This is a genomic window from Burkholderia sp. D-99 (genome assembly GCF_011605345.1).
GTDB lineage: Bacteria > Pseudomonadota > Gammaproteobacteria > Burkholderiales > Burkholderiaceae > Burkholderia.
The window spans coordinates 147,225-170,694 of record NZ_JAAOXM010000008.1; the positions used below are offsets into that span (position 1 = coordinate 147,225).

Consider the following 23,470-nt stretch of genomic DNA (forward strand, 5'->3'; position numbering starts at 1 on the left):
CATCGACGATGCTAGCGAAGTATCGACGGAATGTCAAAATGCATCGCGTCGAAAACGGAGCGTGACGGGCATCCTGCCGCGTGTTCGGTTGTATCCGCTCTGAACTCACCGCCACGCCGGCGTGGAATGCCAATCGGTCGTGAAGCCGAGATGGGACGCCGCGTCCACGTGCTCACACCCCGTCAACGTCGCTCGCAAGGCTTCGCGCCATTCGGCCCCGTGACCGAGTGGGTCGAGCAGGGCCTTCATCATCGTTGCGCGGGCGTAGAACGTCTCCGGCCGGGTCATTTCAGGGGCATACCGGGCGAGCGTTCGCCCGGCCGGCTTGGCGGGAGGCGATACCGTCAGCTTCGTTCCCCAGAGCCGGGCGTGACGCGCACACGCATTGCGCAGGTCGGTGAGCGATTGCAGCCAGCTGGTGAGCACCGTATCAGGGATGTCCGGCCACGCATGGCGTCCGGCGACCTTGCGGTCGCGCATCGAGAGCGCACTGAAGATTCGCGACAACGCGCCCAGGCTCAGCCGCTCGCAGACCAGCCAGATCGGCGGCAGGTCGGGGCTGGCATAGGTTCGATAGTAGTGAGTCAGCGCCGAGCCTTTCCGGGTTTCACACTCCCGGGCGATCTGATCCAGAACGCGTGCGTAGTGGCGCAGGTCAACGAAGCGGTCCCTCTCGACATACCAGTGGCTGCCGTAGTCGATTGCGAGGGGATTGCTGAGTGCGGCGCGCAACGCAACCTCGATGCGCTCGACCGCGTCCATCGTGATCGAGCGCAGACGTCGATCGAATGCGTAGAGTTCAACGATGTCGGAGAATCGGGTTCGAGGCCAGAATCGCTTGGTCGTGGGGTTCTGGAACCGGCGCATGTAGACCAGCAAGCGGAAATGGCCGATCGACCGGAGCATTCGCAAGTTCGCGGGGCGATCGTCGATGCGCAGGCCGCGTTGCCACAGACGATGCAGCGTTTCCTCGGCGCTGAGGGCCACCTTGCCATAGGCCCTGGTTGGCGTCGCCGATGCCGTCTTCCTTGTCCGAGTCTTGCCCATCGTTGATCCGTACAGCTATGTATGCGGATCTCGTTGTATACGCCAACGGAGCGTGAGCGGCCACCTTCCATACCATTCGGCAGATGGGGGCGCCGGCAGGTATCAATGCCTGTTGTCGCTTGTCCGCCGAATCCGGTGCTAATCCATTGTTTGCCTCATCCCTCCCGCTTCCCCCCCAGCCGATCCAGCAACGCCCCCAGCAGATCGATCGGCAGCGGAAACACGATCGTCGAATTCTTGTCCGCCGCGATTGTCGTCAGCGTCTGCAGGTAGCGCAGCTGCATCGCCTGCGGCTCCTGCGCGAGCTTTTGCGCGGCCTGCAGCAGTTTCTCCGACGCCTGCAGTTCGCCTTCCGCATGAATCACCTTCGCGCGCCGCTCGCGTTCGGCCTCGGCCTGACGCGCGATCGCGCGGATCATCGTCTCGTTCAGGTCGACGTGCTTGATCTCGACCGTCGATACCTTGATCCCCCATGCATCGGTCTGCGCGTCGAGTGTCTTCTGGATGTCCGCGTTCAACTGCTCGCGCTCGGCGAGCAGCGCGTCGAGGTCGTGCTTGCCGAGCACCGAGCGCAGCGTCGTCTGCGACAGCTGGCTCGTCGCGTCGAAAAAGCGCGCGACCTGGATCACGGCCTTCTCCGGATCGACCACACGGAAATACACGACCGCGTTGACCTTCACCGACACGTTGTCGCGCGTGATCACGTCCTGCGGCGGCACGTCGAACACGACGGTGCGCAGGTCGATCCGCACGACTTGCTGGACGATCGGGATGATCAGCACGAGCCCGGGCCCTTTCACCTTCCAGAAGCGGCCGAGCATGAACACCACGCCGCGCTCGTACTCGCGGAAGATGCGGATCGACGACGCGACGAGCACCACGACGAAGACGATCAGGACGCTGCTGAAGCCGAATGTGTAGCCGATCATGACGGCTCTCCTTGATGTTGTTCTTGCGCCGGTATGTCGTAGAGCGGGGCGACGGTGAGCAGCAGCCCGTGGCGGCCGGTGACGCGCACGCGGCAGCCGGCGGCGAGCGGCGCGCTGCTGGCCACGCGCCAGCGCTCGCCGCGCACGCGCGCCCAGCCGGCGGCGGACGGCGCGGCGCCGGCCGCGCCATGCGGCTGGTCGGCCTGCAGGCCGTCGTCGAGCACCTCGCCGATGCTGCCGACCATCGCCTCGGCGCCCGTCACGACCGGGCGCCGCCGCGCGCGCAGCGCGACGCTTGACACGCCCGCGACGAGCAGCCCGCCGCCGAGCGCCAGGCTCGCGATCACGGGCCACGGAATCCCGTAGCCGGGCACGTCGGTGTCGATCAGCATCAGCGCGCCGATCGTGAACGACACGATTCCGCCGAAGCCGAGCACGCCGAAGGTCGGCAGGAACGCCTCGGCGACGAGGCAACCGAGGCCGAGCAGCACGAGGCCGAGGCCCGCATAGCTGATCGGCAGCAACTGCATCGCGAACAGCCCGACCAGCAGGCAGATCGTGCCGACGACGCCCGGCAGTACGAAGCCGGGGTTCGCGAACTCGAAGAAGAGGCCGTAGATGCCGATCGTCAACAGGATCAGTGCGACGTTCGGGTCGGTGATGATCGCCAGGAAACGGCTGCGCCAGTCGGGCTCGACCACGACGAGCGGCGCATGCGCGGTCGCGAGCCGCACCGTGCCGGCAGTGGTCGTTGCGCTATGGCCGTCGAGCTGGCGCGCGAGGTCGGCGGGATCCTGCGCGATCAGGTCGACGACGTGCTGCGCACGCGCCTCGCTGGCCGACAGGCTGACGGCTTCGCGCACCGCACGCTCGCCCCAGGCGGCATTGCGCCCGCGCAGCTGTGCGAGGCCGCGGATATAGGCCGATGCGTCCTGCATCGCCTTGCGGATCTCGGTCGATTGCGTGTCGGTCGGCAGTGCGGCGGGCGATGCGTCCGATGCGCCGGATGCACCCGGCGGCGCCCGCGGTGCAACGGGGTTCCCGCCCGGCGGCGCGGCGCCGCCGATGCCGAACTGCACGGGCGACGCCGCGCCGAGATTGGTGCCGGGCGCCATCGCCGCGAAGTGGCTGGCATAGACGATGTAGGTGCCCGCGCTGGCGGCCCGCGCGCCGCCCGGCGCGACGAACGCGGCGACCGGCACGGGCGAGCCGAGGATGGCCTTGATGATCTGCCGCATCGACGTGTCGAGGCCGCCGGGCGTGTCGAGCTGCAGGATCGCGAGCGGCGCGTGCTGGCGTGCCGCGCGGTCAAGCGAGCGCACGATGAAATCGGCGCTGGCCGGCCCGATCGCGCCGTTGATCGGGATCACGATGACCGGGCGGGCGGTGGCGGGTGCTTCGGCGGAGGGCGGCGCGGCGACCGCGGCACACACGACGAGCAGCGCCGCGAACAGCGCGGCGCGCGCGACCCGCGCGGACAGCGGGTGACGAGGGTGGCCGCCGGGCGTGGCAGGCGCCGGCGACGGCTCGTGACGGTGAAATTGCATCGGGACGTCCGGGCGGCGCGCGGCTGCGCGCGGTCCGGCTTGCGGAAAGGGCGTGGGCCCGATGCTTAAAGATTAGGCGGTTTCGGCGGAAAGCGCGAAGCGACGGCCGTGCCGGCCGGCTTCAGACCGCGCCGCCGCCCCGCGCGAGCACTTCGTCGCGATAGTCGGCCGGGCTGCGCCCGCTCCATTTGCGGAACGCGCGGTAGAACGCGCTCGGTTCCGCGAAACCGGTTGCAGCCGCGACGTCGGCGATCGTACGCGCGGGGTCGGCCAGCGCCTCGAACGCGAGATCGCGCCGCAGCGTGTCCTTGATCGACTGGTAGGCCTGGCCTTCCTGGTGCAGCTTGCGGCGCAGCGTGGCCTCGGCCACGTGCAGCCGCGCGGCCATCCCGCCCGCGCCCGGCCACGCGGCGGGCGGCATCCCGCGCAGCACCGCGCGCACGCGCTGCGCGAGTGCGTTCGGGTTGCGGTACTTGACGATGAAGCTCGCCGGCGCGTTGCGCAGGAACGTCTTCAGCGTCTTCGCGTTCTGCACGACCGGCAGTGTCGCGAATTCGGGATCGAAATCGACATACGAATCGGGTTCGTTGAACCGCATGTCGTCGCAGAACATCGACGGGTATTCGTGGTCGGCGGGCGGCGTGTCGCAGCGGAAGCTCGCATGCAGCAGCGGAATGCGGCGCCCGATCAGCCAGCAGGTGAGCCCGTACACGATGATGAAATAGGTCGCGTACGTGAACATCGCGGGCGTCGCGCCGTTGTTGCGGTGCACGAAGCGCAGCCGCACGCGCTGCGGGTTCGCGTCGAGTTCCGCGTGCAGGTCGTCGAGCACGCAGTGCATGAAATTCACCGCGCGCGCCATCGCGTGCAGCCCGTCTTTCGCGGACAGCGCGGACTGGCTCATCGCGATGAAGCTGCCGCTGCGCATCGGGTGGCGATCCTGCCCGAAAAACTCGTCGTCGAGCGTGCGTGCGATCGCGTTCCACAGCGCGCCGTATTGCTGCGCGCTCACGCGTGCGCGCGGCTGCCCGAGCAGCGCGGGTGCGATGCCGGCCTGCGCGAGCAGCGGCTCGGCCGCGACGCCGCGCCGCGTGGCGAGCGCGACGCTGTAAGCGACGAGGCTGATCGCGACGGTTCCCTTGTCTTCCTGCTTCATCCGTGCCGCCGGTGTGGCAAAAACGCTCAGTGTAAATGAGCGACGCGAGCATCGAACAGTCGCGCCTGCTTGCCTACACTTGTTGCATCGAAACGCAAGGACGGTCGCGCCCGGCGGCCGCGGGAGACAGCAGCACCATGGACGAGCTTTACACCGAAGACCAGCGGATGATCCGCGATGCCGCGCGCGCCTTTGCCACCGAGATGCTGGCGCCGAACGCGGCGCAATGGGACCACGATGCGCACCTGCCCGACGCGATCGTCGCGCAGCTCGGCGAACTCGGCCTGCTCGGGATGATCGTGCCGCAGGAGCTGGGCGGCTCGTATACGGACTACGTGGCCTATGCGCTGGCGATGGAAGAGGTCGCCGCCGGCGACGCCGCGTGCGCGACGATGATGAGCGTGCACAACTCGGTCGGCTGCGGGCCGATCCTCGGTTTCGGCACGCCCGCGCAGAAAGATCGCTGGCTGGCCGACATGGCGGCCGGCCGCGTGATCGGCGCGTTCTGCCTGACCGAGCCGCAGGCCGGCTCCGAAGCGAACAACCTGCGCACGCGTGCGGAACTGCGCGACGGCAAATGGGTGCTGAACGGCGCGAAGCAGTTCGTGACCAACGGCCAGCGCGCCGGTGTGGCGATCGTTTTTGCCATGACCGACCCGGAAGCCGGCAAACGCGGCATCTCCGCGTTCCTGGTGCCGACCGACACGCCGGGCTTCATCGTCGGCAAGCCCGAGAAGAAGATGGGCATCCGCGCATCGGATACGTGCCCGATCACGTTCGAGAACTGCGCGATTCCGGAAGAGAACCTGCTCGGCAACCGCGGCGAAGGGCTGAAGATCGCGCTGTCGAACCTCGAAGGCGGCCGCATCGGCATCGCCGCGCAGGCGCTCGGCATCGCGCGCGCCGCGTTCGACAAGGCGCGCAGTTATGCGGGTGAGCGCGTGCAGTTCGGCAAGCCGATCGCCGAGCATCAGGCGATCCAGCAGAAACTCGCCGACATGGCCGTGCAGATCAACGCCGCGCGCCTGCTCGTGCATCACGCGGCGAAGCTGCGCACGGCCGGGCTGCCGTGCCTGTCGGAAGCGTCGCAGGCGAAGCTGTTCGCGTCGGAGATGGCCGAGCGCGTGTGTTCGGATGCGATCCAGATCCACGGCGGCTACGGCTACCTGGTCGATTACGAAGTCGAGCGTCACTATCGCGACGCGCGCATCACGCAGATTTACGAAGGCACCAGCGAAGTGCAGCGGATGGTGATCGCACGGCAGCTTTGAGCCGCGACGGTCGCCCCGGTCGAAACATCGAGCAGGGCACGAGGGCAGCGCGGCGAACGCGGCACGCAACGACGTGACCGTGCGCCGCACCAGCGGAAACCGTGCATGGGCTGCAGCGCATGCGCCGGTTGACCGCGAGACATGGAGACTGGAGGAAACGATGACGGTACAGGCATTCCTGAACGCACGCGACTTTCTGCTGCGCCATCGCACCGACTACGAAACCGCGTACCGCGAGTTCGAATGGCCGGTGCTCGACGCATTCAACTGGGCGCTCGACTACTTCGACCCGATGGCACGCGGCAACGACCAGCCCGCGCTGTGGATCGTCGACGCGGCGACCGGCACGGGCGATCCGTATTCGTTCGCGCAGATGTCCGAGCGTTCGTCGCGGATCGCGAACTGGCTGCGCTCGATCGGCGTCGTGCGCGGCGACCGCATTCTGCTGATGCTGCCGAACCGTGTCGAGTTGTGGGACGCGATGCTCGCCGCGATGAAGCTCGGCGCGATCGTGCTGCCTGCCACCACGCAACTGTCGCCCGACGACGTGCGCGACCGCGTGCAGATCGGCGGCGCGAAATACGCGATCGTCGACGAGAACGAAACCGCGAAATTCGAACAGCCCGACCTCGGACTCACGCAGAAGATCGTCGCGGGCGCGCCGCGTGCGGGCTGGCTCGCGATGAACGACGGCTACGCGGCGAGCGCCGAATTCGAGCCGGACGCCGTCACGCACGCGAACGATCCGATGCTGCTGTACTTCACGTCGGGCACGACGTCGAAGCCGAAGCTCGTCGAGCATACGCACCGCACCTATCCGGTCGGCCATCTGTCGACGATGTACTGGGTCGGCCTGCAGCCGGGCGACATCCACTGGAACATCAGCTCGCCGGGCTGGGCGAAGCACGCGTGGAGCTGCTTCTTCGCGCCGTGGAATGCGCAGGCGTGCGTGTTCGCATTCAACTACGCGCGCTTCGAGCCGAAGGTCGTGCTCGATGCGCTCGTCAAATACCAGGTGACGACGCTGTGTGCGCCGCCGACCGTGTGGCGCATGCTCGTGCAGCAGCCGCTCGCGTCGTTCGACGTGAAGCTGCGCGAGATCGTCGGCGCGGGCGAGCCGCTGAATCCCGAGATCATCGAGCGCGTGAAGAAGGCGTGGGGCATCGCGATTCGCGACGGCTACGGCCAGACCGAGACGACCTGCCTGATCGGCAACTCGCCGGGCCAGCCGGTGGTCGCGGGCTCGATGGGCCGGCCGCTACCCGGCTACCGCATTGCGCTGCTCGACCCGGACGGCGCGCCCGTGACCGAAGGTGAAGTCGCGCTGCCGATCGGCGCGGACGTCACGCGCCCGGTCGGGCTGATGACCGGCTACGCAAACAATCCCGATGCGACGGCCCATGCGATGCGCGACGGCCACTACCGCACGTCGGACATCGCGATGCGCGGCGACGACGGCTACTACGTGTACATCGGCCGCGCGGACGACGTGTTCAAGTCGTCCGACTACCGGCTGAGCCCGTTCGAACTCGAGAGCGTGCTGATCGAGCATCCGGCGATCGCCGAAGCGGCCGTCGTGCCGAGCCCCGACCCCGTGCGGCTGTCGGTGCCGAAGACCTTCATCACGCTGCGGCAGGGCTACGAGGAAAGCCCCGAACTCGCGCTGGAAATCTTCCGTTTCTCGCGCGAGAAGCTCGCGCCGTACAAGCGGATCCGCCGCCTGCAGTTCGCGGAGCTGCCGAAGACGATCTCGGGGAAGATCCGCCGCGTCGAATTGCGCCGCCGCGAGATCGAGCGCGGCGACGATGCAAGTGAACGGATGCCCGGCGAATACTGGGAAGAGGATTTCGCCGCTGAATTGAAGTGACGTGACCGCGGGCCGCGCGCGCCGCAATTCGCGGCCGCCGCCCGCAGCCGAATTGAACCGGCCGCGCGGCGATATCGCGCTTCGCGGCCCTCTGCAAGGAGATTGGATCGATGAACGCGAATTCGAAAGACGTGCCGACGGTCAAGCTGCTGATCGATGGCACCTTCGTCGAGTCCGCCACGAACGAGTGGCGCGACATCGTCAACCCGGCGACGCAACAGGTGCTCGCGCGCGTGCCGTTCGCGACCGTCGCGGAAGTCGACGCGGCCGTGCAGGCCGCGCACACCGCGTACGCGACGTGGAAGAACACGCCGATCGCCGCGCGCATGCGCATCATGCTGAAGTTCCAGGATCTCGTGCGCACGAACCAGCAGCGCATCGCGAAGACGCTGACGGCCGAGCAGGGCAAGACGATTCCCGACGCCGAAGGCGACATCTTCCGCGGCCTTGAAGTCGTCGAGCACGCGTGCTCGATCGGTTCGCTGCAGCTCGGTGAATTCGCGGAGAACGTCGCGGGCGGCGTCGACACCTACACGCTGCGCCAGCCGCTCGGCGTGTGCGCGGGCATCACGCCGTTCAACTTCCCCGCGATGATCCCGCTGTGGATGTTCCCGATGGCGATCGTCTGCGGCAACACGTTCGTGCTGAAGCCGTCGGAACAGGATCCGATGTCGACGATGGAGCTCGTTGAGCTCGCGATCGAGGCCGGCGTTCCGAAAGGCGTACTGAACGTCGTGCACGGCGGCAAGGAAGTCGTCGACGCAATCTGCACGCATCCGCTCGTGAAGGCCATCTCGTTCGTCGGCTCGACAGCAGTCGGCACGCACGTGTACAACCTCGGCAGCGCGCACGGCAAGCGCGTGCAGTCGATGATGGGCGCGAAGAACCATGCGGTGGTGTTGCCGGATGCGAACCGCGAGCAGACGATCAACGCGCTCGTCGGCGCCGGCTTCGGCGCGGCAGGGCAGCGCTGCATGGCGACATCGGTCGCGGTGCTGGTTGGCGAAGCGCGCGACTGGCTGCCCGATCTCGTCGCAAAGGCGAAGCTTCTGAAGGTGAATTCGGGCGCGGAAGCCGGCACCGACGTCGGCCCGGTCGTGTCGAAAACCGCGAAGGAGCGCATCCTGTCGCTGATCGAAGCGGGTGTGAACGAAGGCGCGAAGCTCGAGCTGGACGGCCGCGACGTGAAAGTGGCCGGCTACGAAAGCGGCAACTTCATCGGCCCGACGATCTTCTCGGGCGTGAAGACCGGCATGTCGATCTACACGCACGAAATCTTCGGCCCGGTGCTCGTCGTGCTCGAAGCCGACTCGCTCGACGACGCGATCGCGCTCGTCAACGCAAACCCGTTCGGCAACGGCGTCGGCCTGTTCACGCAAAGCGGCGCGGCGGCGCGCAAGTTCCAGAGCGAGATCGACATCGGCCAGGTCGGCATCAACATCCCGATCCCGGTACCGGTGCCGTTCTTCAGCTTCACCGGTTCGCGTGGCTCGAAGCTCGGCGATCTCGGCCCGTACGGCAAGCAGGTCGTGCAGTTCTACACGCAGACCAAGACGGTCACCGCGCGCTGGTTCGACGACGACACGACGGCCGGCCCGGTGAACACGACGATCCGGCTGCATTGACCAGCGGAGGACTCCAAAATGAAAATCGGATTTATCGGCCTCGGCCACATGGGCGCACCGATGGCGCTGAACCTGCTGAAAGCCGGCCATGAAGTACATGCATTCGACCTGAGCGCCGATGCATTGCGCGCGCTGCAGGACGCCGGTGCGCAGGTGGCTGCATCGCCGCGCGATGCGGCATCGGGCGCGACGTTCGTGATCACGATGCTGCCGGCTGCCCCGCACGTGCGCTCGGTGCTGTCCGGCGAGAACGGCGTGCTGGCCGGCCTCGGCGCAGGCGCGACCGTGATCGATTCGAGCACGATCGACCCGGCTAGCGCACAGGCGTTCGGCGCGCTGGTGCGCGAGCACGGCGGCGCGTTCGTCGATGCGCCGGTGTCAGGCGGCACCGGCGGCGCGGCGGCAGGCACCTTGACCTTCATGGTCGGCGGCAGCGATGCGGATTTCGAGCGCGTGAAGCCCGTGCTCGCCGGCATGGGCAAGAACATCGTCCATTGCGGCGCGACGGGGATGGGGCAGGTCGCGAAGGTCTGCAACAACCTCGTGCTCGGCATCTCGATGGCGGCCGTGTCGGAGGCGATGTCGCTTGGTGTCGCACTCGGCATCGACCCGAAGGTGCTGGCGGGCATCGTCAACACGTCGACGGGCCGTTGCTGGAGCTCGGATACCTACAACCCGTATCCGGGCGTGATCGAGACTGCGCCGTCGTCGCGCGGCTACTCGGGCGGCTTCGGCACCGACCTGATGCTGAAGGATCTCGGCCTCGCGAACGACGCCGCGAAGCAGGCACGCCAGCCCGTCTATCTCGGCGCGCTCGCGCAGCAGCTGTACCAGACGATGAGCAGCCGCGGCGACGGGCAACTCGATTTCTCGGCGGTGATCCGCCTGTACCAACCGGCAACGAAGAAGGACGCCTCATGATCGAACTGGACTACGTCGACGACGGCGCGATCGTGTGCGCGACGCTCAAGCGTCCGCCCGCGAACGCCTTTACCGCCGACGGGCTGCAGCAACTGCAGGAAACCGTCGCCGAGCTGAATGCGAACCCGCGCGTGCGCGCGCTGGTGGTCACCGGCGACGGCCCGAAGTTCTTCAGCGCGGGCGCCGATCTCAACACGTTCGCCGAAGGCGACCGCGCGGTCGCGCGCGCGATGGCATCGCGCTTCGGCGCGGCGTTCGAGGCGCTGCACGACGCGCGTGTCGTGACGATCGCGGCGATCAACGGCTATGCGATGGGCGGCGGGCTCGAATGCGCGCTCGCGTGCGACCTGCGGATCGCCGAGACGCATGCGCAGATGGCGCTGCCCGAGCCTTCGGTCGGCCTGCTGCCGTGCGGGCTCGGCACGCAGACGCTGCCCTGGCTCGTCGGTGAAGGCTGGGCGAAGAAGATCATCCTGACCGGCGCGCGGGTCGATGCGGCCACGGCGCTGCGCATCGGTCTCGTCGAGGACGTCGTGGAGTCGGGCGCATCGCGCGATGCAGCGCTGGCGCTGGCGCGCAACGTCGCGCGGCAGAGCCCGCACGCGGTCGCGTACAGCAAGGAGCTGATCGGCCTCGCGCGCCGCGGCGTGCCGCGCAGCGCGGCGCTCGCGGTCGAGCGCGAACGCTTCGTCGACCTGTTCGAGACGAACGATCCGCGCGAGGGCGTGGCCGCGTTCCTCGGCAAGCGCGCGCCGCAGTGGCACACCGATGGAGAGTCGCAACGATGAGCACGCCGGTCACGAATCACGACGCGTTCGCGGAGCACGCGCCCGAGGTGCTGTTCCGCGTGGTGAATCGCGTGGCGCTGATCACGCTGAACCGTCCGGCCGCGCTCAACGCGCTGTCGTACGCGATGATCGGCGAGCTGGCCGCGCTCCTCGAGCGCTGCCGCGACGATGACCAGATCGTCGCGGTCGTGCTGCGCGGTGCGGGCGAGAAGGGCTTTTGCGCAGGCGGCGACGTGCGCGCGCTGTACCGGATGGTCGCGCAGCGCGAAACCTGGCTGCCGTTCTTCGTCGACGAGTATCGGCTCGACTACGCGATCCATACGTTCCCGAAACCGGTGGTCGCGCTGATGGACGGCGTGACGATGGGCGGCGGCATGGGTCTTGCGCAGGGCGCCGCACTGCGCGTCGCGACCGAGCGCAGCAAGATCGCGATGCCGGAGACGCGCATCGGCCTCGTGCCCGATGTCGGCGCGACGCATTTCCTGTCGCGCATGCCGGTCGAACTCGAGCTGTACGTCGGGCTGACCGGCGCGATGCTGTCGGGCGCCGACGCGCTGACCGCGAAGCTCGCGGATCTGTGCGTGCCGTCCGCTTGGCTCGACACGTTCGAGACGCGCATCGAAAGCGTCAAGTGGGAAGGCGACGCGTTGCCGCTGCTGCGCAAGGTGTTCGAGCCGCCGTGCAACGTCGTGCCGCATGCGGCGCTCGACGGCCAGATGCCGTGGATCGTGCGTCATTTCGACAAGCGCTCGACCGTCGAGCGGATCGTCGCGACGCTGATGCAGGATCTCGCGCGCGAGGAACTGTCGCGCGAGCACCGTCAATGGCTGCAGGCGACGCTCGATGCGCTCACGGGCCATTCGCCGACGATGCTCTCCGTGACGCGCGAGGCGCTGCTGCGCGGCCGCCAGATGACGCTGGCCGAATCGTTCCGGATGGAACTCGGCATCGTCGCGCGTGCGATCGAGGAAGGCGACTTCTGCGAAGGCGTACGCGCGCATCTCGTCGACAAGGATCGCAAGCCGCGCTGGGCGCCCGCGTCGCTCGTCGAAGTGCGCGCCGAACGCGTGCGGCATTTCCTGACGTCGCCGTGGAAGCTGTTCGCGCATCCGCTCGCGGCGTTGGGGGAGGATTGAACTGCCGGCACCGGGCCGCTGCCCGATGAAGGCACTCGCCTATCTTGCCTGTCTGGCCGTGGTCGGCATGGCGCTGCAGTATGCGGGCCTCCCGCATGGCCTGCTGCTCGGCTCGATCCTTGCCGCATCGATCGCGACCAGCCGGTTCGGCTTCGCGCCCGGGTTGCGCTTCGGGCTGGAGTACGTGCAGATCGTGCTCGGCATGGCGACCGGCTTGCTGTTCAAGTCGTGGGACACGCAGATGGTCGTCTCGATCGTGCCGAGCCTCGGCGTCTTGCTCGTCTGTCTGGCGGCGCAGGTCGCGGTCGGCAGCCTCTGGCTGTCCCGCGTAGCGCGCTGGAACCGGACCGACGCGCTGCTGGCCGTCTATCCCGGCGCGCTTGCCGCGGTATTCGACCTGCTGGAGTCCGAGCGCGCATCGAGCAAGGTGATCGTCGTGCATCTGGTGCGGCTCATCTCGATCACGATGCTGGTGAGTTTCTTCATTCCGGCGCACGGCGGCGCACCGCTGCCGGCGACCGGCGCCGCGCTGCCGGCAGCGGCGCTGCTGGCGCTGGCGGTGCTGGTGGCGCTCTGCGTGCTGGTCGGGCGCGCGCTGCTCGGGCTCGGCGTCCCCGCGCCGTTCATGATCACCGCGATCGTGCTGACAGGCGTCTTCGTGAAGGCGGGCTGGCTGCATGCGTTCGAGATGCCGGCGTGGAGCGTCGATGCGGCGTCGGTCATCCTCGGGGCACTGATCGGCGCGCAGTTCAGGCAGATCAGCATTGCGGACGCGCTGCGCTACGGCCGGACCGGCCTCGTGTGCATCGCGCTGATGCTGATGATCGCCGGGGCGTTTGCGGCGGTGACGGCGCGCTTGTCCGGCTACGGCGTGCTGCCGCTTTGGCTCTCGTATGCGCCGGGGGCCATCGAGACGATCACGATCGTCGCGTATGGCGGCGGCCTGAGCGTCGTGTTCGTGTTGATGCATCATCTGACGCGCCTGGTCGTGCTGCACTTCGCGCCGGCGGTGCTCGTCCGTGCGCGCCGCCGACGCATGCCGGCGATCGGGAGCGGAGCCGGCGAATAGACGCACGACAGCGGGCGGACGTGCCATGCCGGCAGGCGGCCCGTCGTGCGCCGTCGTGCGCCGTCGTGCGCCGTCGAGCACCGTCGAGCACCGTCGAGCACCGTCAAGCGCCGTCAAGCGCCGTCAAGCGCCGTCACCGCTCGATCATCGGCGGGATCGCCTGCGCGAACGCGTCGATCACGCAGCGCGTCTTGCGCGGCAGGTAGCGCGTCTTCGGCCAGATCGCATGGATGTCGCCTTCGCAGACGAAGCAGCGGTCGAGCACGATCGTCATCTCGCCGCGCTTCACGTAGTGATCGAGCAGCCAGCTCGGCAGCCAGGCGATCCCGAACCCCGATGCGCCGGCTGCCGCGATCGCCTGCACGTCGTCGAAACTGAGCTGGTGCGGCATGTCGATACGGACCGTCGAGCCGTCCGGCGCGCGCAAGTCCCACGGTTGAACCACGCCCGAGCGTGAATACGCGATCGTCCGGTGGTGCTTCAGGTCATCGAGCGTTTTCGGCATTCCGTGGCGGGCGAGATACGACGGCGCCGCGCCGAGGCTGCCGTATTGCGTACCGAGCCGTCGCACCGCGAGGCTCGTGCTGTCCGCGAGCGTGCCGATCCGCACCGCGAGGTCGATGCCTTCCTCGACGAGATCGACGAAGCGGTCGGTGATCGACACGTCGATCCGCAGATGCGGATAGGTGCGCGCGAGATCGAGTACGACGGGCGTCACGCAGTGATGCCCGAACGCGAGCGGCACGCTCAGGCGCAGCTTGCCGCGCGGCTCGTTGCGGCCGCAGTCGAGGTCGGCCTCCGCCGCTTCCAGTTCCGCCAGCGCGCGCACGCAACGGTCGTAGTACGCCTGGCCGTCGTCGGTCAGGCTCTGGCTGCGCGTCGTGCGCTGCAGCAGCCGCGCACCGAGCCGCTTCTCGAGCCGCGCGACCGCCTTGCCGACGGCCGAACGCGTCATGTCGAGCCGCTCCGCGGCGAGCGCGAAGCTGCCCGATTCCACTACCTGGACGAAGGTCGTCACGCCGTCGAGTCTGTCGGTCATGGGAGGGTGTGCTGATTGAGTCCTGTAGTTCCCCAGTCTGGAGAAATGCATGCATCAATGGGGATGGGAATTCTCACTATAGTACCGATTCCGGTCCAGCGTGCGTTGCCGGCCGCACGCGACCCATCCTTCTCTCCTGGAGGCACGCGGCCCGTTGCCGGGCCGCCGCGCAATTCGCATGACACTATCCGACTCCCGCAGGAATGCGGTCGCGCTCGCGGCCGTCTGTCTCACGTCGCTGATGTTCGGCCTCGAAATCTCGAGCGTGCCGGTGATCCTGCCGACGCTCGAACACGTGCTGCATGGCGATTTCAACGGCATGCAGTGGATCATGAATGCGTACACGATCGCGTGTACGACCGTGCTGATGGCGGCCGGCACGCTCGCCGACCGGTTCGGCCGCAAGCGCGTGTACGTGATCGGTACCGTGCTGTTCGGCGCGACGTCGCTGCTGTGCGGGCTCGCGCCGAACGTGCCGGTGCTCGTCGCGGGCCGGCTGTTGCAGGGCGCCAGCGGCGGCGCGATGCTGATCTGCCAGATTGCGGTGCTGTCGCACCAGTTCCGCGAGGGCCGCGAGCGCGGCCGCGCGTTCGGGATCTGGGGGATCGTGTTCGGCATCGGGCTCGGTTTCGGGCCGATCGTCGGCGGCGCGATCGTCGCGCTGGCGAGCTGGCCGTGGGTGTTCCTCGTCCATGCGCCGCTCGCGGCCGTCGCGCTCATGCTGATCGGCGGCGCGGTGCAGGAGTCGCGCGATCCGCACGCGGGCAGGCTGGATGTGGCGGGCATCGTCACGCTGTCGCTCGCGGTGCTCGGCCTCGCGTTCTACATCACGCAAAGCGCCGAGCTGGGGCTCGCGAGCGCGGCCGGTCTCGGCGTGCTCGGCGCAACCGTGCTCGCGGTGATCGGTTTCTTCATCGCGGAACGCGCGAGCGCACGGCCGATGTTCGACTTCTCGGTGTTCCGGATCCGCGCATTCACCGGCGCGATCTTCGGCTCGATGGGGATGAACTTCAGCTTCTGGCCGTTCATGATCTACCTGCCGATCTGGTTCCAGGTCGCGCTCGGCTACGACAGCGTGACGGCCGGCCTCGCGTTGCTCGCGTACACGTTGCCGACGCTGGTCGCGCCGCCGTTCGGCGAACGGCTCGCGCTGCGCTACGGGCCGGGCGTCGTGATCCCGGGCGGCTTGTTCACGATCGCCGCCGGTTTCGCGCTGATGCGGCTCGGCAGCGCGGCCGACCATGCCAGTTGGGTGACGATGCTGCCCGGCTGCGTGATCGCCGGCATCGGGCTCGGGCTCACAAACACGCCCGTGACCAACACGACGACGGGCGCGGTGCCGAGCGCGCGGGCGGGGATGGCGTCGGGCATCGACATGAGCGCGCGGATGATTTCGCTCGCGCTGAATATCGCGGCGATGGGCTTCGTGCTGGTCGCGGGGATCGTCGCGAGCCTGAAGGGCGGGGGCGCGGGGGCGATCGGCGATGCGGCGCTGCGCCGGCTCGCGCAGGAGATTGCATCCGGGCGGACCGACGGGCTGCACGAGATCGCACCGGCGCTCGCGCAGGCCGACCCGACCGGCGCGGCGTTGCATGCGGCGCTCGTGCACGGGTTCGGCTGGGTGATGGTGTACGGCGCGGCGGGCGTGGCCGTGCTCGCGACGGCGAGCGCGGTGGCGTTCGCGCCGGCGCGACGCGGGGCGGCCGTGTGCGAATGACGCGGCGCGTGGCCGGCGGGGCAGGCCCGGCCGGCCCGGTGCGTGCGCCGGTCAGGACATCCCGCCGCCGAGCGCGCGGTACAGCGTCATCTGGTTGTTGAGCCGGTCCAGACGCGTCTGTTCGTCGGCGCTTTGCGCGTCGCGCAGCCGCTGCTGCTGGTCGAGCCACGGTTGCACGGCGGTCGCGCCAGCCGCGAACTGCGCGGCAGCAAGCCGCTCGGCGCGCTGCGCCTGCGCCAGCGACAGCGCGCGCTGTTCGGCCTCGCGTTCGAGCTGTACGCGTGCCGACAGCGCGTTCTCGACTTCCGCGAGCGCCGTGTAGAGCTTCTGCCGGAACCCGACGACGGCTTCCTCGTACTGCGACTTCGACACCTTGATCTGCAGTTGCATCGTGTTCCACTGGATGAACGGCAGGGCCAGGCCGAGCCCGAGCGTGCCGACCGGATTCGCGAGCACGCGCTCGAGGCTCGTGCTCGACGTGCCGGCCGTGCCGGTCAGCGTGAAGGTCGGATAGAAGCTGGTACGCGTCGCGTCGACCTGCGCGAGCGACTCGCGCAGCCGGAATTCCGCCGCGCGCAAGTCGGGGCGCCGGCCGAGCAGGCTGGCCGGCAGGCCGGCCGCTACCTCCGGCGGCGGCGCGTCGGGCAGCGCCGACGGTTCGGCCGCGCGCTGCTGCGGCGGCCGGTCGAACAGGATCGCGAGGGCGTGACGGTTCACGGTGCGCTGTTGGATCAGGCGGGTTTGCGCGGCGCGTTGCGTGGCGAGGTTCTGTTCGGCCTGCGCCAGGTCGAGCCCCGACACGGCACCGGCCGTGTGCCGTGACCGGACGACCGCGAGCGTGCGGACCGCATACGCGATGTTCGCGTCGCCGAGCGCGATCTGCCGGTTCAGGTAGCCGATCTGCCAGTACAGCGACGCAGTCGTGCCGATCAGCGACAGCCGCGCGGCTTCGAGATCGGCAGCCGTCGCGTCGGCTTCCCAGCGCGCGGCGTCGCGCAGCGCGGCCAGCCGGCCCCACAGGTCGATTTCATAGCTGAGCGACGCGTTCGTGTTGCTCGACCGGCTCATCTGGTGCGTGTCGAGCGTGCGCGACACGTTACCGTTCGCGCCGAGCGATACGTTGGGCGTCAGGTTCGTATTCGCGAGCCCGGCCTGCAGTTGTGCGCGGTACACACGGATCGCCGCGATCGCGAGGTCGTTGTTGGCACCCAGCGCGTCGTCGATCAGCGCGTCGAGTTGCGGATCGCCGAAGCTGTGCCACCAGTCGCGCGATGTGGCCGGCGCGTCGGCGGCAACCGGCGCCGTCCAGTTCGCGGGCATCGCGACGGCGGGCAGCGGTTCATGGCGCGCGCCCGCGCAGCCGGCGAGCAGCGCGGCTGCGCACGCGAATGCGCCGAGGCGCTGAAGCGGTGAGGAATGCGTCATGGCGGGCCTTGCGTCAGTCGCGCGCGAGCGCATCGATCGGATCGAGCCGCGACGCGTTGCGTGCGGGCATGAAGCCGAATATCACACCGGTGAGCGTCGAGCAGACGAACGCGGTCACGATCGCGCCGGCCGAGAACACCATCTTCCATTGCGCGACGAACATCGAGAACAGCGCGCCGAGCCCGAACGACAGCGCGATGCCGATCGTGCCGCCGAGCAGGCAGACCAGCACGGCCTCGACGAGAAACTGCTGCAGGATGTCGGACTGGCGCGCGCCGACCGCCATCCGGATGCCGATTTCGCGCGTGCGCTCGGTGACCGACACCAGCATGATGTTCATCACGCCGATCCCGCCGACGACGAGCGAGATCACGGCGATCAGCGACAGCAGCAGCGTGAGCGACTGGCCGGTCTTCTCGACGGTCTTCACCACGCTGTCCATGTTGTACGTAAAGAAGTCCTTGCGGCCGTGGCGCTGCGTCATCAGCTTTTCGAGGCTTTTCTCGGCCGCGGCGCTCGGCTGCCCGTCGCGCACGCGCACGGTGATGCTGTCGAGATGGCGCTGCCCGAAGAGGCGCCCGCTCGCGGTCGTGTACGGCACCCATACGTTCAGGCTCTTCACGCTGCCGAACGCGCTCTTCTTGTCCGCCGTCACGCCGATCACGACGCACGGCACGTTGTCGACCAGGATCACTTCGCCGATCGGGTTGCGCGTCGCGCCGAACAGCTTGCGGCGCGTGTTCTGGTCGATCACGGCCACCTGCACCTGGCGGCGCACCGCATCCTCGTCGAATGCGACACCCAGCGCGAAGCGCATCCCGCGCGCCTGGAAGAAGCGGTCGCCGACGCCGCTCACGAGCGCGTTCACGTCGACATTGCGATAGCGCAGCAGCAGCGTGCGCGACGTTTCGGGCGTCGCGCTGTCGACGTACGGCTGCTCGGCGAGCGCGGCGACATCGGCGGGTACGAGCGTCTGGATCGTGTCGGCGCGGCTGTCGCCCCAGTCGGTGCCCGGATAGATGTTGATCGTGTTCGTGCCGATGCTGCCGATCTCGTCGAGCATGTAGCGCTTCGCGCCTTCGCCGATCGCGACGATCGACACGACCGACGTGATGCCGATGATGATGCCGAGCATCGTCAGCAGCGTGCGCAACCGGTGCGACACGAGTGCGATCCACGCCATCCGGCAGGCCTCGGCGAAGCGCCCGGAGCCGGCCGCGAAGCGTCGCGCGCGGGGGGCGGGATCGGCATGCGCATCGGGGTCGGCTGCGGCGGGCGGCGGCGTGTCGTGACGATCGCGGGAGGATGGTGTGCCGGCTGCCGCTTCGCTCGTTTCCGCTGTATCTGCGCCCGCGTCTACTTCCGCGAGGGCTTCCGCATAGTGCCGATTCGGGCGGTCTGCGACGATCTCGCCGTCGCTGATCTCGATGATGCGCCGCGCATGGCGCGCGACGGCCTTGTCGTGCGTGACGATGACGATCGTATGGCCGAGCGCGTTCAGCTCGTGCAGGATGCGGATCACGTCCTGGCCGCTTTTCGTGTCGAGCGCGCCGGTCGGTTCGTCGGCGAGGATCACCTGGCCGCCGTTCATCAGCGCACGCGCGATGCTCACGCGCTGTTGTTGGCCGCCGGACAGTTGCCCGGGGCGGTGGTGCGCGCGATCCGCGAGCCCGAGGCGCGCGAGCAGCTCGCGTGCGCGTGCATGCCGCTCCGCGCGTGGCGTGCCGGCATAGATCGCGGGCATTTCGAGGTTCGCGACGGCATCGACGTGCGGCAGCAGGTGATAGCGCTGGAACACGAAACCGAAGTGCTCGCGGCGCAGTTGCGCGAGCTCGTCGCTGTCGAGCATGTGCGTGTCGCGGCCGCCGACCGTGTAGGTGCCTTCGCTCGGGTGGTCGAGGCAGCCGAGGATGTTCATCAGCGTCGATTTCCCGGAGCCCGACGCGCCGACGATCGCGACGATCTCGCCCGCGTGGATCGACAGGTTGACGTTGTTCAGTACAACGACGTCCTTGTCGCCGGCCGGAAAGCGTCGTGTGACGGCGGCGAGTTTCAGCAGGGGCTGGCTCATCGTCACACCACGTCCGCCAGCGGCGCGTGGTCGTCAGCCGACGCCTCACCGATCACGACGCGTTCGCCGTCCTTCAGGCCGGCCAGCACTTCGACGCGCACGTTGTTGTTGATGCCGATGCGGATGTTGCGCGTTTCCGTGCTGCCGTCGGCGCGCAGCACGCGCACCGCGTAGGTGCCGTCCTTGCGTTTCTCGCCGAGGGCCGCGGCCGGAATGCTGAGCGCGTTGCGTGCGTTGCCGAGCACGATGTTGACCTGCGCGGTCATCGAGATGCGCAGCCGGTGCTCGGGATTCGGCACTTCGAACAGCGCGTTGTAGAACACGGCCGAATTCGGCTTCGCGCCGCCGCCCGCGCCGCCGCCGAGCGCGCTTTGTGCTTCGGCGTAGTTCTGCGGCGCCGGCTCGATCGCGCGCAGCTTGCCGTAGTGGCGCTTGTCCGGTTCGCCGAGGATCGTGAAATACGCGGTCTGGCCGGCGCTCACGCGGATCACGTCGGCTTCCGATACCTGCGCCTTCACGGTCATCGTGTCGAGATCGGCGAGCTTCAGGATCACCGGTGCCTGCTGTTGCGCGATCACGGTCTGGCCTTCCTGCGTGACGATCGCGACGACCTGGCCGTCGATCGGCGCGACGATGCGCGTGTAGCCGAGGTTGGCCTGTGCGGTCTCGATCTGGATGCGGGCCGAGCGGATCTGCGCGGCGAGCGACGCGAGGGTTGCGCGCTGCACGTCGAGCGTCGCGCGTGCGGCCTCGAACGATTCGCGCGACGTCGCATCGTCGGGCAGCATCGCCTGCTGGCGCCGGAACGCGAGTTCCGCCTGCGTGAGTTGCGCGGCGGTCGATTGCTGCTGCGCGCGCAGGCTTTCTTCACTGGCGCGCGCCTGGCGCAGCGCGTTTTCCGAGAGCACGGGATCGATCTCGGCGAGCCACTGGCCCTTCGTGACCTTGTCGCCGAGCTTGACCTTCAGCGACTTCAACTGCCCCGAGACTTGCGCGCCGACGTCGACCTGCCTGAATGCCTGCAGCGCACCGGTTGCCAGCACCGCGTTCTCGAGATCGCCGCGCGAGACGGGCGCGGACAGGTATTGCGGATGCTTGTCGGGCGCGCACGCCTTCAGCGTGACGCCGGTGGCGATCGCGACGATGGCAATGGTAGCCAGCACGATGCGCCGGCGGCAATGGGTCTTCTGAGTCATGAGCGTGCGGCGAGGATGAAGCGATGCCGGCGATGCGTGCGGCTGCGCAGGACGATCCGGCCGGCGTCGCTTGCCGGGCGTGTTGCCCGCGACGGCATCCGCGTACGCATCGCACGGACGTGCCGGGTCGAATCAGCCGCTCATGGTAAGCGAGGAAATCACGACAAATCGTGTGGAAATTGTGCTGAATTGTGCGGACGGCGCGCGGGAGCGGATGCCGGGTGGCGTCATTGTTGCAATCTGTCAGCGCGACGGGCAAAGCCCCGTGCGCGCGTTGCGGCCTGCGTTATCGCTGCGCGGCGACGAGTGCCATCATCGGCCGGTCGCGTTCCTCGTCGAGCGCGGGCAGCGCATCGACCTGCTCCTGCGTCGGCCCCCATTCGTCGAGGTGCGTGAGCGTGAAGCCGCTGCCGATCAGCAGGTTCACGAGCGTGCCGAGCGTGCGGTGCTGCTTGACGACGCCCGGCGCGAGCCAGTCGGTCACGCGTTCGCCTTCGCGCTGGTAGCCGTCGAGCGGCCACGAGCGGTTGCCCTGCGCATCGATGACGAAGCCGGGCCGGCGCGGCGCCGTGTAGACCGGATGCTCGATCGAGAACACGAGCCGCCCGCCCGGCACCAGCGCGCGATGGATCGTGCGCAGCAGCGTGTCGAGGTGCGCGATGTAGTGGAACGCGAGCGAGCTGTACGCGAGATCGAACGCGGCGTCGGGCAGCGCGAGCGTTTCGAGGTCGGCGCGGCGATACGTGATCGCCGGGTGCGCGGCGGTTGACGCCGCGCGTTCGAGCATGCGCTCGGAGACGTCGACGCCGAGCACGTTTGCCGCGCCCTGATCGGCCGCCCAGCGGCTGAACCAGCCGTAGCCGCAGCCGAGGTCGAGCACGTGGCGGCTGCGCAGGTCGGGCAGCTGCGCACGCAGCGCGGGCCACTCGGGTGCGCCGTCGAGTCCATGGACCGAGCGGTTCAGGCGGCTGTAGCCTTCGAAGAAGGCCGGGTCGTCGTAGATGTTCTGCGTCATGCGTAGGGCCTCGTGCGGGCGGGGTGCGCGTCGCCGCGCACCCGGTCCCGCGAGCTTACGCGTGCTGCCCGCCCGCGTCGATCCGGCGTTGCGTATCGGCGTCGACGATGTCGCGGATCGCGCTGAACAGCGGCGCGTCGTCGGTATAGCGGCGGCCGTAGCCGAGATTGAACGCGTAGTCGAAATCGGGCGGGTTGCTGCCCTGGTTGTGCTGCAGGATCGTCTCCAGCTTGTCGAGCGCCTTCGCCGCGCGCGCTTCCGGCGTGGCCGCCGCCTCGTATTCATCCCACAGCGCGACGATCTCGTCGCGCAGCACGCGATCGAGCGGCGCGGTGAGTGTCAGCAGGTCGTCGCGTTCGTGCGCGCTTTTGTCGGGGTGCGCGGCCTGTTCGATCGCGGGGATGTCGCCGTGCAGCGCCTCGCCGAGATCGTGGACGACGCACAGCTTCAACAGCTTCGGCGTGTCGAGGCCGGGCAGCGCGTCGGCGAATACGAGCGCCATCAGGCACAACCGCCAGCTGTGCTCGGCCGTGCTTTCTGCGCGCCCGCCCGACGTGTAGCCGCTGCGCAGCACATCCTTCAGGCGTTCGGCTTCGCGCAGGAAAGCGAGCCTCGCGTGGATCGTATCGGGGTTCATGGTTGGTGTCCGTGCGATGAGCCGTCCAGCGTAATGCGGGCACGCACGGTTCGTCCACGCATGAAATATGCGTGGTGGCGGGATCGAGGGGGGGGGCGCCTTGTCGGGCGCCTACTTCACGAAAAGTCCGGCCCAGCAGAACAGCGCGAAGAAGCCCGTCTGAACAACGACGATCAGGCTGAACAGGTAGGGGTGGCTGCGGCGTGCCACGCGCCTGCCGCCGGCGTTGGCCACGCCCGAGCGAAGCGCGATCAGCACGGCGGCGCCCATATAGAGAATGAACGCGACGATCACGAGTTCCCGCAACACAAGCCTCGACATGTGGCATTTCCCCTGGGCGTGCTGCCATTCACGTTGGCATCTTTTGCGTGGCGTGCCGGATCCGTCGAAGTACGCCGCGCCGTTGCCCGCATGCGTTGCTTCGTTGCGGACCGGCGCTTACGCCTCCTGGAGCGTCTCGACGAGCCGCGCGGCCGACCCATCCGACAACGTCATCCGTGTCCACCGGCACATGCTGCCGCGGATCGGCACGACGCGCGACGCGTTCGCGCCGGTGTCGAATTCGACGCTCGACGGCCCCGCTCGATCATGCCAGCCGAGCGTGTCGAGCGCGGTTTCCATGCGAACGATCTCCGCTGTCGCATAGCGCCACAGCGACGTGCCGAGCAGCATCGACAGCGGCTGCGAAAATTCGGCCGCACGCGCGGGCGAACAGGCGAGCAGGCGGTGCGTGAGGTCGCACACGAGATGCATGCGGCCCGCGCTGCCCGCGACGAGCCGCGCGAGCGCATGGTCGCCAGCGGAATCGAGGCGCGCGGCGAGCAGCCGCTCGGCCGTCACGCGTTCCTCGGGCGACATCTGCTGCAGGCCGGCTTCCCAGCGCGAGATCGTCGATTGCGCCACGCCGAACAGTTCCGCCGCGTGGCTCTGCTTCACGCGGTGCAGCGCCCGCCAGCGCTTGAGCTGCGGGCCGAGCGGCGGCGTGTGTAGCGGTGACGCGGTCATGGCGATGCT

At 68.5% G+C, this 23,470-nt stretch carries 20 protein-coding genes; 8 read left to right on the plus strand and 12 right to left on the minus strand.

All coding sequences use genetic code 11. The features are described from left to right. Positions 1-105 precede the first annotated feature (105 nt). From HAV18_RS26055 to HAV18_RS26070, 4 genes are all read right to left on the minus strand, one after another. On the minus strand, positions 106-1,047 hold the full coding sequence (locus HAV18_RS26055; RefSeq protein WP_166961776.1) for an Abi family protein: 942 nt from the start codon (positions 1,045-1,047) through the stop codon (positions 106-108). A 155-nt stretch (positions 1,048-1,202) separates the two neighbouring features. Next, on the minus strand, positions 1,203-1,976 hold the full coding sequence (locus HAV18_RS26060; RefSeq protein WP_166961779.1) for a slipin family protein: 774 nt from the start codon (positions 1,974-1,976) through the stop codon (positions 1,203-1,205). Beyond that, positions 1,973-3,523, minus strand: coding sequence for a nodulation protein NfeD (locus HAV18_RS26065; protein ID WP_166961782.1), 1,551 nt, complete (start codon positions 3,521-3,523; stop codon positions 1,973-1,975). The genes HAV18_RS26060 and HAV18_RS26065 overlap by 4 nt, the downstream gene beginning before the upstream one ends. Positions 3,524-3,644: 121 nt before the next feature. Beyond that, positions 3,645-4,679: an AraC family transcriptional regulator gene (locus HAV18_RS26070; RefSeq protein ID WP_166961785.1), complete on the minus strand. Its 1,035-nt coding sequence runs from the start codon at positions 4,677-4,679 to the stop codon at positions 3,645-3,647. 137 nt (positions 4,680-4,816) lie between these two features. Between HAV18_RS26070 and HAV18_RS26075 the strand changes: the two genes are divergently transcribed. From HAV18_RS26075 to HAV18_RS26105, 7 genes are all read left to right on the plus strand, one after another. Beyond that, a complete protein-coding gene (locus HAV18_RS26075) occupies positions 4,817-5,950 on the plus strand; it encodes an acyl-CoA dehydrogenase family protein (protein ID WP_166961787.1) in 1,134 nt (377 codons plus the stop codon). Positions 5,951-6,110: 160 nt separating this feature from the next. Next, on the plus strand, positions 6,111-7,817 hold the full coding sequence (locus HAV18_RS26080) for an AMP-binding protein (RefSeq protein ID WP_166961789.1): 1,707 nt from the start codon (positions 6,111-6,113) through the stop codon (positions 7,815-7,817). 110 nt (positions 7,818-7,927) lie between these two features. After that, complete coding sequence (locus HAV18_RS26085) at positions 7,928-9,442, plus strand: CoA-acylating methylmalonate-semialdehyde dehydrogenase (protein ID WP_166961792.1); 1,515 nt, start codon at positions 7,928-7,930, stop codon at positions 9,440-9,442. An 18-nt stretch (positions 9,443-9,460) separates the two neighbouring features. Continuing rightward, entirely contained in the window at positions 9,461-10,363 is a 903-nt protein-coding gene (gene mmsB / locus HAV18_RS26090) for a 3-hydroxyisobutyrate dehydrogenase (protein WP_089475353.1), read from the plus strand. Then, positions 10,360-11,151 carry an enoyl-CoA hydratase gene (locus tag HAV18_RS26095; RefSeq protein ID WP_166961795.1) on the plus strand — a complete coding sequence of 264 codons (792 nt, stop codon included), beginning with the start codon at positions 10,360-10,362 and terminating at the stop codon, positions 11,149-11,151. The genes mmsB and HAV18_RS26095 overlap by 4 nt, the downstream gene beginning before the upstream one ends. After that, on the plus strand, positions 11,148-12,287 hold the full coding sequence (locus tag HAV18_RS26100; RefSeq protein ID WP_166961798.1) for an enoyl-CoA hydratase/isomerase family protein: 1,140 nt from the start codon (positions 11,148-11,150) through the stop codon (positions 12,285-12,287). Before HAV18_RS26095 ends, HAV18_RS26100 begins: the two co-directional genes overlap by 4 nt. Before the next feature lie 25 nt (positions 12,288-12,312). After that, the gene (locus HAV18_RS26105) at positions 12,313-13,356 is read left to right on the plus strand and encodes an AbrB family transcriptional regulator (protein WP_166961801.1); all 1,044 of its coding nucleotides are present in this window, start codon (positions 12,313-12,315) and stop codon (positions 13,354-13,356) included. 133 nt (positions 13,357-13,489) lie between these two features. On the opposite strand, the gene HAV18_RS26110 is transcribed toward HAV18_RS26105, so the two are convergent. Beyond that, positions 13,490-14,395 (minus strand): LysR family transcriptional regulator, encoded by a 906-nt coding sequence (locus tag HAV18_RS26110; RefSeq protein WP_166961804.1) that lies wholly within the window; start codon positions 14,393-14,395, stop codon positions 13,490-13,492. A 178-nt stretch (positions 14,396-14,573) separates the two neighbouring features. Here HAV18_RS26110 and HAV18_RS26115 point away from each other — a divergent pair, with 178 nt between their 5' ends. Beyond that, a complete protein-coding gene (locus tag HAV18_RS26115; protein ID WP_166961807.1) occupies positions 14,574-16,112 on the plus strand; it encodes an MFS transporter in 1,539 nt (512 codons plus the stop codon). Between the two features lie 51 nt (positions 16,113-16,163). On the opposite strand, the gene HAV18_RS26120 is transcribed toward HAV18_RS26115, so the two are convergent. The 7 genes from HAV18_RS26120 to HAV18_RS26150 all read right to left on the minus strand — a co-directional run bounded on the left by HAV18_RS26120 (position 16,164) and on the right by HAV18_RS26150 (position 23,461). Then, positions 16,164-17,537, minus strand: coding sequence for an efflux transporter outer membrane subunit (locus HAV18_RS26120; RefSeq protein WP_166961810.1), 1,374 nt, complete (start codon positions 17,535-17,537; stop codon positions 16,164-16,166). 13 nt (positions 17,538-17,550) lie between these two features. Next, positions 17,551-19,608 (minus strand): MacB family efflux pump subunit, encoded by a 2,058-nt coding sequence (locus HAV18_RS26125; RefSeq protein ID WP_166961813.1) that lies wholly within the window; start codon positions 19,606-19,608, stop codon positions 17,551-17,553. 2 nt (positions 19,609-19,610) lie between these two features. Continuing rightward, positions 19,611-20,804, minus strand: a complete 1,194-nt coding sequence (locus tag HAV18_RS26130) for an efflux RND transporter periplasmic adaptor subunit (protein ID WP_166961816.1) — start codon at positions 20,802-20,804, stop codon at positions 19,611-19,613. A gap of 286 nt (positions 20,805-21,090) precedes the next feature. Next, positions 21,091-21,819, minus strand: a complete 729-nt coding sequence (locus tag HAV18_RS26135; RefSeq protein ID WP_166961819.1) for a bifunctional 2-polyprenyl-6-hydroxyphenol methylase/3-demethylubiquinol 3-O-methyltransferase UbiG — start codon at positions 21,817-21,819, stop codon at positions 21,091-21,093. Between the two features lie 55 nt (positions 21,820-21,874). Next, positions 21,875-22,456 carry an HD domain-containing protein gene (locus tag HAV18_RS26140; RefSeq protein WP_166961822.1) on the minus strand — a complete coding sequence of 194 codons (582 nt, stop codon included), beginning with the start codon at positions 22,454-22,456 and terminating at the stop codon, positions 21,875-21,877. Positions 22,457-22,567: 111 nt separating this feature from the next. Continuing rightward, a complete protein-coding gene (locus HAV18_RS26145) occupies positions 22,568-22,777 on the minus strand; it encodes a hypothetical protein (protein ID WP_166961825.1) in 210 nt (69 codons plus the stop codon). A 117-nt stretch (positions 22,778-22,894) separates the two neighbouring features. After that, positions 22,895-23,461: a helix-turn-helix transcriptional regulator gene (locus HAV18_RS26150; protein ID WP_166961828.1), complete on the minus strand. Its 567-nt coding sequence runs from the start codon at positions 23,459-23,461 to the stop codon at positions 22,895-22,897. Between the last annotated feature and the right edge of the window lie 9 nt (positions 23,462-23,470).

Excerpts from the sequence above, each read along its gene's own strand:
- HAV18_RS26055 (WP_166961776.1), bottom strand. The coding sequence starts at position 1,047 with ATGGGCAAGACTCGGACAAGGAAGACGGCATCGGCGACGCCAACCAGG.
- HAV18_RS26060 (WP_166961779.1), bottom strand. The coding sequence starts at position 1,976 with ATGATCGGCTACACATTCGGCTTCAGCAGCGTCCTGATCGTCTTCGTC.
- HAV18_RS26065 (WP_166961782.1), bottom strand. The coding sequence starts at position 3,523 with ATGCAATTTCACCGTCACGAGCCGTCGCCGGCGCCTGCCACGCCCGGC.
- HAV18_RS26070 (WP_166961785.1), bottom strand. The coding sequence starts at position 4,679 with ATGAAGCAGGAAGACAAGGGAACCGTCGCGATCAGCCTCGTCGCTTAC.
- HAV18_RS26075 (WP_166961787.1), top strand. The coding sequence starts at position 4,817 with ATGGACGAGCTTTACACCGAAGACCAGCGGATGATCCGCGATGCCGCG.
- HAV18_RS26080 (WP_166961789.1), top strand. The coding sequence starts at position 6,111 with ATGACGGTACAGGCATTCCTGAACGCACGCGACTTTCTGCTGCGCCAT.
- HAV18_RS26085 (WP_166961792.1), top strand. The coding sequence starts at position 7,928 with ATGAACGCGAATTCGAAAGACGTGCCGACGGTCAAGCTGCTGATCGAT.
- mmsB (WP_089475353.1), top strand. The coding sequence starts at position 9,461 with ATGAAAATCGGATTTATCGGCCTCGGCCACATGGGCGCACCGATGGCG.
- HAV18_RS26095 (WP_166961795.1), top strand. The coding sequence starts at position 10,360 with ATGATCGAACTGGACTACGTCGACGACGGCGCGATCGTGTGCGCGACG.
- HAV18_RS26100 (WP_166961798.1), top strand. The coding sequence starts at position 11,148 with ATGAGCACGCCGGTCACGAATCACGACGCGTTCGCGGAGCACGCGCCC.
- HAV18_RS26105 (WP_166961801.1), top strand. The coding sequence starts at position 12,313 with ATGAAGGCACTCGCCTATCTTGCCTGTCTGGCCGTGGTCGGCATGGCG.
- HAV18_RS26110 (WP_166961804.1), bottom strand. The coding sequence starts at position 14,395 with ATGACCGACAGACTCGACGGCGTGACGACCTTCGTCCAGGTAGTGGAA.
- HAV18_RS26115 (WP_166961807.1), top strand. The coding sequence starts at position 14,574 with ATGACACTATCCGACTCCCGCAGGAATGCGGTCGCGCTCGCGGCCGTC.
- HAV18_RS26120 (WP_166961810.1), bottom strand. The coding sequence starts at position 17,537 with ATGACGCATTCCTCACCGCTTCAGCGCCTCGGCGCATTCGCGTGCGCA.
- HAV18_RS26125 (WP_166961813.1), bottom strand. The coding sequence starts at position 19,608 with ATGAGCCAGCCCCTGCTGAAACTCGCCGCCGTCACACGACGCTTTCCG.
- HAV18_RS26130 (WP_166961816.1), bottom strand. The coding sequence starts at position 20,804 with ATGACTCAGAAGACCCATTGCCGCCGGCGCATCGTGCTGGCTACCATT.
- HAV18_RS26135 (WP_166961819.1), bottom strand. The coding sequence starts at position 21,819 with ATGACGCAGAACATCTACGACGACCCGGCCTTCTTCGAAGGCTACAGC.
- HAV18_RS26140 (WP_166961822.1), bottom strand. The coding sequence starts at position 22,456 with ATGAACCCCGATACGATCCACGCGAGGCTCGCTTTCCTGCGCGAAGCC.
- HAV18_RS26145 (WP_166961825.1), bottom strand. The coding sequence starts at position 22,777 with ATGTCGAGGCTTGTGTTGCGGGAACTCGTGATCGTCGCGTTCATTCTC.
- HAV18_RS26150 (WP_166961828.1), bottom strand. The coding sequence starts at position 23,461 with ATGACCGCGTCACCGCTACACACGCCGCCGCTCGGCCCGCAGCTCAAG.